This window comes from Stenotrophomonas sp. 169 (genome assembly GCF_014621775.1).
Classification (GTDB): Bacteria; Pseudomonadota; Gammaproteobacteria; order Xanthomonadales; family Xanthomonadaceae; genus Stenotrophomonas.
The window spans coordinates 579,415-592,852 of record NZ_CP061204.1; the positions used below are offsets into that span (position 1 = coordinate 579,415).

The window sequence follows — 13,438 nt, forward strand, 5'->3', positions numbered from 1 at the left end:
AATGACTGCAAAGCTCACATTCGAGAACGTAACGCTTCGTTACCCCATCTACAATTCCCACAGCCTTTCGCTGCGACGCAATCTGGTTGGCATCGCGACGGGTGGGCGACTGTTGGCAGGTAGTGGCCAAGTCACTCAGGTCACCGCATTGGACAGCGTGTCTTTCAGCCTTAAACAAGGTGATGCGATCGGGATAGTGGGCCACAACGGGGCAGGCAAGAGTACGCTGCTGCGCACGATGGCAGGTATCTACACGCCGCTTCAGGGAAGGATCGAGCGCGTGGGCCGGGTCGCTACCATGCTGGAGGTCGGGGCCGGGATGGATCCCGAGCTCTCCGGTTACGACAACATTCGTCGCATGGGTATGATGCTTGGGCTGTCGCTTGCGGAAATCAATTCACGTATCCCGGAGATCGAGGAATTCACCGACCTGGGTGATTTCCTTCAACTGGCTGTTCGGACCTACTCCGCAGGCATGGCGATGCGTCTGATGTTCGCGGTGGCGACATGTACGACGCCGGATATCCTGCTGGTCGACGAGGTATTCGACGTCGGAGACGAGGCATTCAAGGAGCGCGCGTCTGAGCGCATGCACAAGTTCATCAAGTCGTCGCAGATTTTCTGCTTGGCCTCACATTCAATGGATACGATTGCCGAGTATTGCAATCGTGTTTTCGTGCTGAATCATGGCAAGCTGCGCGAAATCTCGATTTCAGAGCTAACCTCGGAAGGATATGCGATTGAAACTCAGGCTGGGTAACGCAGTTCGTCACGCGGCGGACAAGGCGGCGCAATCACGTTCCACGGATGGCTTGCTTGCCCCCGGGGAAGAGATCGAGATCAACAATACGTCCTTCGATAACATGGGGGCGCTCACGTTGCGTGGGTTTGCTGCACCGGAGGCGGACGGAATCTGGTCAAGCGGTGATGTGTCTCTCATCGAGGTACGCATGCGGGCCGTCAACGCCGATCGGCGCTATCGGCTGATAGTGAGTGCGATACCTTTCCAGGGTCCGGGACATCGGGCACTTGTCGAGATCAGCATCAACGGTGGGCCTGCGCACCAAGTGCTGAGCAAAGGCAGTGGATGGCTTCAGATCGAGGCGGACTGCCAATTGGGGATGGTCGGGCGGACGCCTGGTTTTTCGATCTCACTGCAGGTCGCCAACCCAATGTCGCCGAATGCTTTGAACATGGGCGAAGACTACCGTCTGCTCGGTTTCAAGATCCGGTCTTTGAAGTTCGTTGACATCGGTGCGGCGTCGATACCCTCGCAGGTGGTAGTTGACCAAGAGCAGGGCGCGCCTGCGGTGGCCGCTATCATGACCCCGCCGCCCGCATCCTCTTCAGACCAGGCTCCTGCTCACCCGGAAGACGTCTCGCTGTCGCCGGGTGAGGTAATCCACGCGTTGGCGAACCGTGGTCCGCTCTGGAGAAAGATTCTTCTCGACAAGAATCCCCTCGTGCGTGTCGCCCGCTGGATGCGCCGTGTTACGCGGTCACTTCAAACAGTCGAGCATCAACTGGATCTGATTCGGTTGGATTCGGCTCGACAGATGCGTGAACTGTCAGCGCGGGTGAGCGAGAATGAAGTGAAGGCGCGGGCCCCGGTTGTAGGGCAGGATCCGTCGCGGATGGGTATTGAGGCGATCATGACCCAACTGCAGGCGAACAACGAACGCCTGCTGTTGATAGAGCAGGCGTCGCAAGTCAGCCACGACCTGCACGCCCAGAACCGCAGGGCGCACGCAGATGATCTGGGAGCGATTGTCGGCCATACGTCTGAGCTCGCACGTAACTATGACCAGTTCGTGGAAACTCTACGCAGTAAGCAGCAGGCCCAGCAGGCATTGATTGACGCCTTCGAAGCAGTAGAGGCCCGAATGCGCACATTTGATGAACGCATTGGGCAACTGCGCGCGGACCATGAGCATCGGTTCGCCCTCGATGTCGATGAGATCGGTGCCAGACACGCTGGTTTTCTGGAGCTGATGACTGAAGTGGACCGTCGCTGGAGTGATGCCCATGCTGCACTCCAGCGCGGACTCGATGACGTTGTCAGGGGGGCAGAAGTGCGTCATCAGCCCATGGTGGATGATTCCCGACTTGTCGAAATCGAAAGCGCGCTGCGATCTCTGGGTGAGGGCCAGCAGTCAGTTGCCGAGGGCGTGCAATCTCAGATCGCGGCACTCTCTGCGGGAATGGAGCGATGGAAAAATGATCTCGCGTTGATATCCAACGAGGTTGCCGATAAGTCTTCCCCGCACGCCGTGGACAAGATTGATACGGTGCCTGCAGAAGCCACGCAGGACATCATCCGCTTGCTGGTGGCAGCCCATGAGAAGCTTGATGCCAGTGGTGCGGCGGCGCTCAATGCGGTCGAGATCCTTACCAGCGCACATGAGAAGCTGGACGCTCAAGGCGCTCGACTCGAATCCCTTCCCGGCACACTCGCGGGACTGGCCGATGCCCACAGCCCCATCGGTAGGAGAGTGCTGCGTAGTCAGCACGGCTGGCTGATAGCAACCGGCTTCGGATATTTTTCCTGTGACGAGCATGATGACCTGCTTGCCATGTGCCTGGCCGAATACGGGGACGTCGAACGCGGCTTGCGTCTATTCCTGGATGAGGCGCTCAACGAGGGAGATACCTTTGTCGACGTCGGTGCCAACATCGGACTGCATACTGTCGTTGGCGCCAAGCGTGTCGGTGAGGCCGGCAGGGTTCTCGCAATCGAGGCGATGCCACGGACCATCGACCATCTGCGCGCTTCCCTGCGCCTGAGCGGTGTCGAGGATCGGGTGGAGGTGTGGCCCGTTGCAGCTGGAGCAAGTGATGAGGACGACCACATCTTCCACGTCGCTGCCGTTGCCGGGCACAGCTCGCTTTATCCGCTTCACGAAGAGGTCGTGGAGCAGGTCAAGGTGAATATCCGCTCGCTGGATAATCTTCTCCCATCCGTGCAGGTCAAACTGGTGAAGATCGACGTGGAAGGAGCGGAGCTCGACGTCATTCAGGGGATGCATCGCGTGATTGCCGAGAATCCAAATGTCGGCATAGTTGCAGAGTACGCAAGCTCGCATCTTGAGCGGGTGGGGACCGACTCGGCCGATTGGGAGCGCATGCGCGAGCAGCACGGCTTCGCGCTCTACCTCGTCGATGACATGACCGGGCGACGTCGTCTGCTGAAGGGCTTTGACGAACTGCGCGAGCGTGTGAGTTCCAACGTCCTGTTGTGTCGCCCGGACAGTCCTCTGGTCGCGGCGCCGACTACGGGAGAGCACGAATGAGCCGCGTCGCCGTAGTCGGTGCGGGTGGACACGCAAAAGTCATCATCGATCTGCTTCGCGCTGGCGGCCACGAGGTGATTGCTTGTCTGGATGAAGGGCGTGAAGGGCAACAGGTGAACGGTGTGCCAGTCCTGGGTCGGGAAGACAAGGTGCTGCCGGAATTGATACGGAACGGAGTTGATGCTCTGTTCATCGCACTGGGCGATAACCGGTTGCGGCGCAAGGTCGCCGCAAATCTCGCTGGATTCGGCTTGCCAATGATCAATGCCATTGGCCGTTCAGCCGTGCTATCGCCCAGCGCCGTACTTGGGCAAGGCTGTGCAGTCATGGAAGGCGCAGTCATCAACGCTGACGCAGTCATTGGCGATTTCGCTATAATCAATACAAATGCGTCTGTCGACCACGATTGCGTCATCGGCGCGTATTCACATATCGCTCCCGGTAGCGCGCTGGCGGGAACCGTCGAAGTCGGCTCTGCAGCCTTTCTGGGCGTAGGGGCTCGCGTGACACCTGGCGTTACCATTGCGGCCGATGCCGTTGTTGGCGCTGGTGCGGTAGTGGTCAGAAATATTGACTCGCCCGGGACGTGGGTGGGTGTTCCGGCCCGACAAACTTCTAGAAAGGATTGATCTAATGTTGGCGTCAAAACGAATCCCTGTTGCAGTTCCGAGCCTGAACGGAAACGAAAAAAAGTACGTCAATGAATGTCTCGATTCGACTTGGATCTCGTCTGCAGGTGAGTTCATCGGCAAGTTCGAGAAGAGCTTTGCGGACTTCTGCGGAGTACGCCACGCGGTTGCGATCAACAACGGGACCACGGCGATCCATCTTGCGCTGGTTGCGCTGGGGGTCGGTGAGGGCGACGAAGTCCTGATCCCGACTCTGACCTACATCGCAACGGCAAATGCGGTTGCCTACTGCAATGCCAAGCCGGTACTCGTGGATTCCGAGCCGGGTACCATGAATATCGATCCCTCGAAGGTCGAGGCGTCCATCACGCCGCGAACCAAGGCGATCATTGTTGTACACCTTTACGGTCACCCCACTGACATGGGGCCGATCATGGATATCGCGCGGCGCCATGGCTTGAAGGTCATCGAAGATGCAGCTGAGGCGCACGGTGCCGAATACCTTGGGCAACGCGTCGGCGGTATCGGTGACTGTGCCACCTTCAGCTTCTTCGGAAACAAGATCGTCACCACCGGTGAAGGTGGCATGGTCACGACCAATGACCCTGAGCTCGATGCGAAGCTGCGTCTGTATCGCGGACAAGGTATGGATCCGAAGCGTCGGTACTGGTTCCCGGTAGTGGGTTTCAACTATCGAATGACCAACATCGCCGCAGCGATTGGGCTGGCTCAGATGGAACGGATCGACGAAGCACTCGAGACCCGCCAGCGCGTGGCGAAGTGGTATGACGAGGCACTTGCCGTCCATGCGGATCTGATCGAGCGTCCCGTCATCGCCCCCTATGCCAAGCATGTCTATTGGATGTACACCGTTCTGCTCAATGGTGTGACTGGAGAGCAACGGGATGAAGTAATGCGCCTGATGGATGCCGATGGAGTGGAGACTCGTCCGGTCTTCTATCCTATGCACGTGCTCCCGCCCTACCTGCAGGACGGAGCTGACTTCGGCGTTGCAAATGACCAGGCCGCACGCGGTGTGAATCTTCCCACGCATGCCCAACTGGAAGCGGGCGACATCGACAGGATCGTCGCCTCCCTGGTTGCCGCATTGCGCAGTGTAGGGCGCTGACCTTGCGTATCGCGATCTGTTCTTCCTTCGTGCCCTTCGTAAACGGAGGCGCGCGCTTCATTGTCGAATGGTTGACGACACGCCTGCGGGAGCATGGGCATACGGTCGAGCTGATCTATCTGCCTATGAATGAGACGCGCCCGGAGAGTCTGCTCAGGCAGATGGGCGCGTACCGCATGATGGATCTCAGCCATTCGGTGGATCGCATCATCACCACCCGGCCGCCCTCTCACCTGATCCAGCATCCGAAAAAAGTGGTCTGGTTCATCCATCACTTTCGTTTGTTCTACGATCTTTGGGACACGCCTCATCGCGGCTTCCCGGATGACCCTCGTCACCGTGCGTTGCGCGAGGCCATCGTCAGAGCCGACACAACAGGCCTGTCCGAAGCGCACCGTTTGTTCACCAATTCGCAGGTGGTCGCGGATCGAGTGAAGCGGTTCAATGGCCTGGCGCCGGAAGTACTTTATCCCCCGCTGTTGAAGGTTGACCATTTCCACGACGCAGGGCAGGGAGATGAGATCGTCTACATCTGCAGGACTGAAGGACACAAACGGCAGCACTTGCTGCTGGAGGCGTTCTCGCACGTGAAGACGCCCGTCAAGCTCAGGATCTGCGGTACCGGCTTCAACCCGGTTTACGGCGAGCAGATGCGTGAGTACATCGACAGACACGGCCTTCATGACAAAGTGACCTACATCGACAGGTGGATATCCGAAGAGGAAAAGGCGTCCTGGTTGTCCACTGCGCTCGCAGCGGCCTATCTGCCAGAGGACGAGGATTCCTACGGCTATCCCTCATTGGAGGCGGCACATTCACGCAAGCCGATTTTGACCACTACCGACTCCGGCGGCGTTCTCGAGTTCGTCGAACATGGCCGCAACGGCGCGATTGCTGATCCCGACCCGCGCGCGATCGCCGAGGCGGTAGATCAACTGTGGACGGACAAGGCGCGGACCGCAGCCATGGGCGTGCAGGCCCATGAGCGCGTAAAGGAACTCAAGATCGACTGGAGCCATGTCGTGGAGCGTTTGTTGTCATGAAGATTCTTGTTGTGAACAACATGGTCCCCGGTATGCGTGGTGGCGCGGAAGAGCTGGCCGATCAGCTGGTCGTCCATCTGCGCCGCGCGGGTCATGAGTCGGAGCTCCTGCGTATCCCTTTCACATGGGACCCAGCCGAACGCTTGATCGAAGAAATGTTGATGTGCCGCAGCATGCAGGTGCACAACGTGGATCGCGTGATCGCAATGAAGTTTCCTGCGTACATGCTGCCGTTCGACGACAAAGTGCTTTGGCTCGCACACCAGTATCGTCAAGCCTATGACCTGTGGGATGCGGGTCAAAGCAATATTCCCGACACCGTCGAAGGACGACAGATCCGTTCTGCCATCATTGAGGCGGACAATGCAGCATTCGAGACCGTCAAGGACATCTATGTGGTTGGTCGTACCGTGCAGGAGCGACTCCTCCACTACAACCGCCTACAGTCCAAGATACTTCGGGCGCCGCTGAACGATGAGGAGCTGTATACCGGAGCTCCCCATGGTGATTACATCTTCGCGGGCGGTCGCATCAATTCAAGCAAACGACAGCATCGCCTGGTGGAGGCTATGGCACTGCTGGATGGCAATGAGCGGCTGTTGATCGCTGGTCCTGCGGACTCGCCTGCTGATGAAGAGCGGCTTCGCGCTTTAGTGGAGCGGCACGGACTTTCGGACCGCGTGATGCTTGATGTCGGATTCCTGCCGCGGAAGAAGATTGCGGATTACGCCAACAATGCGCTTGCATGTGCGTATCTGCCTTTTGCTGAGGATTCCTACGGTTACGTCACGATGGAGGCCTGTCAGGCGCGCAAGGCCGTCATCACCGTTACTGATTCGGGCGACCTCACCGAGCTGATTCATGATGGCGTGCAGGGACGCGTGGTGGAGGACGAGACCAGCGAGATTGCATCAGCGATCTCGGGTATGTTCGCCAATCGTGCTCGGACAATTGAGATGGGGCAGGCCGCCCATGACCACTGGACAGGGATGAACATCAATTGGACGGCAACAGTGGAAGCACTCACCCGATGAAGCTGATCTGGGCAACACCGTATTCCGAAAATTCGGCCATCGCCCGCTACAGCCAGGCTGTCGTGACGGAACTGCGCCGCCGTGGGCACCACGTGGCTGTTTACCGCCTCGAGGTAGGCGCGGACGCCGAGCTTACGCCAAGGGAAGATCCCTGCGTGCTCGTGCACGGATCCGAAGCCGAACAGGTGTGGCTGCGCGATGCCGATCTGGTGTTCGCCATGGTGGGTGATCACTACGCATACCATGGCGGACTGTTCGAGCTCGCGCAGAAGCGACCGTATGTCGCCGTCCTCCACGATTGGTGCGTGCTGAATTTTTTCTGGGGCTGGCTGCTGGCGAACCACCGTTCACACGACGCGGCGAGGGTCATCTCAGGGATTTATGGCCCGCAAGCCGGCGAACTGTGCGCAACGGCTTCATGGGACAACCTGCTCGAGCGTGCAACGCAACATTTCCCACTGACGGAGTGGATAGCCAGCGACACGCTTGGCTGCATCATCCACTCTGAGTTCTACGGCGACCGCGTCCGCAGCGCGACGGCAGGGCTTGTACAGAAGCTCTCGCTTGCGTATCCGGTGGATGCGTTCGACCAGGATCTGCGCCGTCCTGTGACGGATACCCGCCAGCTTGCTGTCCGAACGTTCGGCATGGTCAATGCCAACAAACGCATTGATCGGGTCATCCGCGCGCTGGCCAGCGACCCTTCGCTGGCTTCGCGTGCGGACTACAGGATTCTAGGACCAGTAGATGATGGCGAGCGTACCCGTCTTGAGGATGTGTGCGCGGAAGTTGGCTTCACGGGGCTGACCTTCGAGGGACGCGTCAGCAACGAGCGTCTGCATGAAGGAATGGCGGAGGCCGACGTGATCTGCTGCCTGCGGGATCCTGCGCTCGAAGGCGCATCTGCGTCTGCTATCGAGGGCATGCAATCGGGCGCCCCCGTGATCGTCAGCGATGCGGGTTTCTACGCCGAACTCCCGGACCAGTACGTGCTCAAGGTGCGCACCGACGTTGCCGAGCAGGATCTCCTGCGTCACCTCCGTTATGTGGACGTCCATCGGGCGGAGGCGCGCGCCATGGGCGCAGCAGCAGCGGCGTGGGCGGTTCATGAATTCTCGGCCGTGAACTACGTGGATGGCCTGGAGAGGGTGATCCCGGAGTTCATTACGTCGGAGCCTTATCTGAAGCTGGCTCAGGAAACCGGGCGCGAGCTCGGTAAAATGGGCTTGTCCGGAGCCAGCAGCGCTGCCTCCAAAGTCACTCATACCCTGGAACGAATGTTCAACCTGTGACCCCATAGGATGACCGCGCTCCCCCTGTTTTTTTTCGAGGAACGAAAACCATGAAAACCGCAGTAATCACCGGTATCTCCGGCCAGGATGGCGCCTACTTGGCGCAGTTGCTGCTTGAGAAAGGTTACAAGGTCTATGGAACCTATCGCCGCACCAGTTCGGTGAATTTCTGGCGCATCGAGGAACTGGGCATCCAGAACCATCCCAATCTGCACTTGGTCGAGCACGACCTGCAGGATCTGGGGTCGTCCATCCGCCTGCTCCAGGAAAGCGGCGCCAGCGAAGTCTACAATCTGGCGGCGCAGAGCTTCGTTGGCGTGTCCTTCGACCAGCCCACGCTGACCGCGCAGATTACTGCGTTGGGCGCGCTCAATCTGCTGGAAGCGATCCGCGCGGTCAACACCAAGATCCGTTTTTACCAGGCATCGACTTCGGAAATGTTCGGTCTTGTCCAGCAGGTGCCGCAGACGGAGCAGACGCAGTTCTATCCTCGCAGCCCCTATGGTGTGGCGAAGCTGTACGCCCACTGGATGACGATCAACTACCGCGAATCGTATGACATGTTCGCGTCGAGCGGGATCCTCTTCAATCACGAATCGCCGCTGCGCGGTCGCGAGTTCGTGACCCGCAAGATCACCGACTCGGTGGCCAAGATCAAGCTCGGCAAGCTTGATGTCCTGGAGCTCGGCAACCTTGATGCAAAGCGGGACTGGGGCTTTGCAAAAGAATATGTGGAAGGAATGTGGCGGATGCTGCAGGCCGACAAGCCGGATACCTACGTGCTCGCCACCAACCGCACCGAAACGGTGCGCGACTTTGTGACAATGGCCTTCAAGGCGGTGGACGTGGAGCTCGTTTGGGCAGGTGAGGGTGTTGACGAGACCGGGACCTGCAGCAAGAGCGGCAAGACGCTCGTCAAGATCAATCCCAAGTTCCATCGCCCTGCCGAGGTCGACCTGTTGATCGGCAATCCGGAGAAGGCGAAGCGGGAGCTGGGCTGGGAGCCCAAGACCACGCTCGAAGAGCTTTGCGAGATGATGGTGAAGGCTGACCTGGTGCGCAACGAGAACAACGCGTCCTTCTGATCCACGACGAGGCAGGCAGCGTGACTTTACCGGCCACGCTGCCAGCCCAGTTGCATGCATGCCGGTCTGAGCGCACTGAAAGGGTGGCATTTTGATGAGACCAACCGCGTTGGTTACCGGAATCGAAGGGTTCACTGGCCCCTACATGGCAGCAGAACTTGCTCGACTCGGTTACGACGTCCACGGGCTGTCGCGCTCCGGGGCAAGCTGTAGCAACAGAAGCAGTGTGGATCTCCTTGACCGGGACGGATTGGGCGAGGTGATTCAACGTGTTTGCCCCGATGTCGTCGTCCACTTGGCCGGCATCTCCCACGTTGCTCACCGGGATGTGTCGGCGATCTATCAGGCCAACATCGTCGGCACGCGCAATCTTCTCGATGCATTGACCGACCTACCGAAATCCCCTTCCAAGGTCCTGGTTGCCAGCAGTGCCCATGTCTATGGGTCTTCCTCCGAAGTGCCTTTTGACGAAAGGTCACCGATGCATCCGTTCAACGACTACGCGGTCAGCAAGGTCGCCGCGGAGCACGTTGCCAATCTGTACACGGATCGCCTCCCCGTGGTGATAACGCGGCCGTTCAACTACACCGGCGTGGGGCAATCAAGTGCGTTCTTCGTGCCCAAGATCGTCGACCACGCGAAGCGTGGCGAGCGTCGCCTGAGATTGGGAAACCTCGATGTGGAGCGTGATTTCACCGACGTACGCGACCTCGCCCACGCCTACGGAAGCCTTCTGCGAAGCGACGTTGCCTCTGGGGTTTACAACGTATGTAGCGGGCGCAGCAGCAATCTGCGGAGCGTGATAGATACAATCGGCGAACTGGCAGGCGTCGAGTTCGAGATCGAGAGCGATGCGGAATTCATCCGCAGCAACGAGGTCAGCCGACTTGCGGGTAACAATGCACGCCTCCTCGCTGCCACGAGCGGAATGACATTTCGTCCCCTGCGTGAGACGCTCGAGTGGATGTTGGGCGCCTGACGGTAGCTTACCGATGGGCCGGCGCGCAGCAAAAAAAACCCCGGCAGGTCATGCCGGGGTTTTTAATTTGAATCAGGCGCAGTAGCGATTATTTCGCCGCAATTGCCTTGCCGTCTGCATCGCAGAGGGCCTTGCCGTCGGTGCAGCGAGCGAACGGCCCAATCACTGCAGTGGGTTGATCAAGGTCAAAACCAAACCAAACCACATTCTCCTGGAGAGGCTCCAGCTCCAACTTGCTGCCGACCGCCATTTCAGCGGGCACGATTGCGGTGACTTCCGCCGTAGCGCCTGGTGCGATGTCAGCGGCGAAAGATGCGCGCGAGTCTATTCCGCGAGTGTCCGGCAACCCGTTCCCCGACGCCTTCTTCTGAATGATTCCGAGTAGGACGGGGTTCTTGCCGGTAACTGGCAGAACTACCTTCCCGGTGTTCTGAACGCTGACCTTGACCGAGAGCTGATCTGTCGCCTCGTCATAGGTCGGCGCACCGAGTACCTTGACAACGACGCCAACCTGATCTGCCGTCAGATTGGGGTTCGTTTTCTCCGAAGGCGCATCTGCGGCCGGTGCGGCGCTCGCGTCGGTGGCTGCCGATTCGATAGGGGTCTCAGGATTGTCCGACGAGCAGGCAACCAAGCCGCCCGTGAGCAGCACCAGCGCGAAGCCGATTGAGATGGATTTGTAATTCTGCATGTCTATCCGTAAAAGTGGGTGGTGGTGATACAACGGGTTTACTGTTTCCGCTCCGGGTCGAGCGTGAGCCAGTCTAGTGCGAAGCCGAGTCCGTAATATTCCATATCGAGAGGAATGTCAAAGACAAGTTCATTCTTCCCAGCGACAAGCACCCCCGCTGCAACATATGCGTAGAACTCGTGGTCATTCAGCCAAACCAGTTTGCTGGTTTCGCCATTGATCTTCACATTGATTGCACTGCGATCGATGCCGGGTGCGATGGCGATGATACGCCCCTTCAAAACATACGGAGCAAGGACTGGATGGGTTTCGAAAAGGAGAGACGCCTGGGGTAGATTTGCCCAAGATGCTGAAGCATGCTTGATTCGCCCGACCATGGACCATTGAGCATCTTGCCAGCCAATCCCGTGGGCAGGAACCTCAAGGCTCCACCACCGACCGAAGTCCCACCGTACGGAGGCCTCGGCTGACTTTCGTCGGAATTGGTTAAATTTCAGCGGCCAGTTGTCGTCCGCGAGCACTGCCTCGTATCGACGCGACAGAGCATCGGTGCCGGCCGCAATGCGCTTGATCTGCTGGGCAGAAGCCTTACTACTCCCGTTCTCATCAATCCGCAGAACAGAAGTGCTTTGCTTTTCCGCCGTAGCCCGTATCTTTGCCTCGCGGCGTGGATAATCGGCACCGGTGACGGGAGGGCCGTCGGTAAACACCCAAGCGTCTGCCGTCTCAATACAGCGGCCCGGCCGGCCCAGCCGGTCCAACTGCTGCCAGTAGCCGCCCGGCATGGAGCAGATCCGTACGATGTTGATCGGCTCGTCATACAGATAAGTGAGAGCGTGCATCATGTTGTCACGAAGCATCCAGACGCTGCCAAATCTCTGCGAACCATCAAGTAGGACAATACTTCTACCTGATTCCACATCGGGTAGCGCCTTGACAACCGACTGCAGGCCGTGGCGCTGATCATCAGAGATGATTTGATAATGCTGGAACTGATACATCTGCGCAGCGAAGCCAAGTGAGATCAGCATCGTGAGGACGATTGCGCGGAGAGTTTGCTTCGGGGTCGCTCCAAGCAGTGCCAAGACCATGCCGACGCTGGTAAGCGCAGCGCCAAAGGTGGAGAACAGGAAGGTGCGCTGGGAGATCGCAATATGTGCTGCGGATGAAAGGAATGGCAGGTATCCGAACGCAGTCATCACCACGCCGAGAAGAACGATCCGGATGCCATGAGGCGGTCGTTTCTCGCCGGCGAGTGACCCGTGGACGAAATGACGGTCCTGCCGACCACTCAGTCCGAGCAACGTACCTATGCCCAGAGTCGCGCAAATCAGGTAGAGATAGTTTTGGTACTCATCGATAAGAATGGCTGCGGCGTCAATCCATCCGCCCATCAAGGAGCGCCCCAGGCCTGTCGTGATGAGCATCATTGCTCGCTCTCTTGCCAGGCTCAAATCGGTCGCTTGGTCTCCAACGACACTACTCTGGTAGGTAGGGCCGTGAGAAAGAACGCTGTAAATATAGGCAAGGCAGCCAAGGGTTGCGATGGACCAGGTCAGGACAACCGGCCATTGCCTGATCGTGGTCGTGATCGCAGAGCGGAGGCCATCACGGGCCCACAGCAACAGAAGCGGGAAGGGCACAAAAATCAGTGACACTTCGTAGATGAGAACTGCGACTGCCAGACTTGCCGAGGAGGCGATAGCCAGGAGCAGGCCCCCGCGGTAATTCGACTCGCGAAGTGTCAAGGACCTGAGGATGCCGGCGACGCCGACCAATCCGAGTGCAACAGCGCAGTTGATATGGAACGAGCGGAACGAGAGCTGCATGGTGTCGGCAGGAAATACGACCATCAGCAGCCCAAGTGCGACTGCGTATAACCGCGAACGAAACAGCCAGTAACCGATGTAAGCTGCTGCAAAACCCTTGGCAATCAGCGACAGCATCTGAAGCAGATGCATGCCTACGAAAGAATCAGGCGTGAGCAGATAAGCGACTGCGTTGGGAGCCGCAGTTAGTGGTCGCAGCCGGTGGGTTGCCAGTGGACTGTCCTCTCCGGCGAAGAAGAAAACCCCGTGCCTGGTAAACAAACTGAGGATGTCCCACTCCTCGATATGACCCACCATGCCGAAGCCAAAAGGGAGCCACAGGAGGCAAACAACAATCGTCGACGCGAAGGCGAACAACCCTGCTGTTCTCATGGTGTCGCGTCGGTCGTCGGGAGATATCATCAGGTAGATCCTTATTGTCCTGACGCCATGTTCAG

At 58.6% G+C, this 13,438-nt stretch carries 11 protein-coding genes; 9 read left to right on the forward strand and 2 right to left on the reverse strand.

The genetic code is table 11. From position 1 onward, the window contains the following. The first annotated feature begins 1 nt into the window (after position 1). From ICJ04_RS02455 to ICJ04_RS02495, 9 genes are all read left to right on the forward strand, one after another. The gene (locus tag ICJ04_RS02455; RefSeq protein ID WP_188325983.1) at positions 2-760 is read left to right on the forward strand and encodes an ABC transporter ATP-binding protein; all 759 of its coding nucleotides are present in this window, start codon (positions 2-4) and stop codon (positions 758-760) included. Beyond that, complete coding sequence (locus tag ICJ04_RS02460) at positions 741-3,290, forward strand: FkbM family methyltransferase (protein ID WP_188325984.1); 2,550 nt, start codon at positions 741-743, stop codon at positions 3,288-3,290. Before ICJ04_RS02455 ends, ICJ04_RS02460 begins: the two co-directional genes overlap by 20 nt. Further along, positions 3,287-3,919, forward strand: coding sequence for an acetyltransferase (locus tag ICJ04_RS02465; RefSeq protein WP_188325985.1), 633 nt, complete (start codon positions 3,287-3,289; stop codon positions 3,917-3,919). Before ICJ04_RS02460 ends, ICJ04_RS02465 begins: the two co-directional genes overlap by 4 nt. Before the next feature lie 4 nt (positions 3,920-3,923). Further along, positions 3,924-5,048 (forward strand): DegT/DnrJ/EryC1/StrS family aminotransferase, encoded by a 1,125-nt coding sequence (locus ICJ04_RS02470; protein ID WP_188325986.1) that lies wholly within the window; start codon positions 3,924-3,926, stop codon positions 5,046-5,048. Between the two features lie 2 nt (positions 5,049-5,050). Then, positions 5,051-6,091, forward strand: coding sequence for a glycosyltransferase family 4 protein (locus ICJ04_RS02475; protein WP_188325987.1), 1,041 nt, complete (start codon positions 5,051-5,053; stop codon positions 6,089-6,091). Next, positions 6,088-7,125 carry a glycosyltransferase family 4 protein gene (locus ICJ04_RS02480; protein WP_188325988.1) on the forward strand — a complete coding sequence of 346 codons (1,038 nt, stop codon included), beginning with the start codon at positions 6,088-6,090 and terminating at the stop codon, positions 7,123-7,125. The genes ICJ04_RS02475 and ICJ04_RS02480 overlap by 4 nt, the downstream gene beginning before the upstream one ends. Beyond that, positions 7,122-8,417 (forward strand): glycosyltransferase, encoded by a 1,296-nt coding sequence (locus ICJ04_RS02485; RefSeq protein ID WP_188325989.1) that lies wholly within the window; start codon positions 7,122-7,124, stop codon positions 8,415-8,417. The genes ICJ04_RS02480 and ICJ04_RS02485 overlap by 4 nt, the downstream gene beginning before the upstream one ends. 50 nt (positions 8,418-8,467) lie before the next feature. Next, entirely contained in the window at positions 8,468-9,502 is a 1,035-nt protein-coding gene (gene gmd / locus ICJ04_RS02490; protein WP_188325990.1) for a GDP-mannose 4,6-dehydratase, read from the forward strand. Between the two features lie 94 nt (positions 9,503-9,596). Then, positions 9,597-10,481: a GDP-mannose 4,6-dehydratase gene (locus ICJ04_RS02495; protein WP_188325991.1), complete on the forward strand. Its 885-nt coding sequence runs from the start codon at positions 9,597-9,599 to the stop codon at positions 10,479-10,481. A gap of 88 nt (positions 10,482-10,569) precedes the next feature. Here the strand turns inward: ICJ04_RS02495 and ICJ04_RS02500 are convergent, their stop codons facing one another. Both ICJ04_RS02500 and ICJ04_RS02505 read right to left on the reverse strand, forming a co-directional pair. After that, complete coding sequence (locus ICJ04_RS02500) at positions 10,570-11,172, reverse strand: hypothetical protein (protein WP_188325992.1); 603 nt, start codon at positions 11,170-11,172, stop codon at positions 10,570-10,572. A gap of 38 nt (positions 11,173-11,210) precedes the next feature. Next, positions 11,211-13,403, reverse strand: a complete 2,193-nt coding sequence (locus ICJ04_RS02505) for a hypothetical protein (RefSeq protein ID WP_188325993.1) — start codon at positions 13,401-13,403, stop codon at positions 11,211-11,213. Positions 13,404-13,438 lie beyond the last annotated feature (35 nt).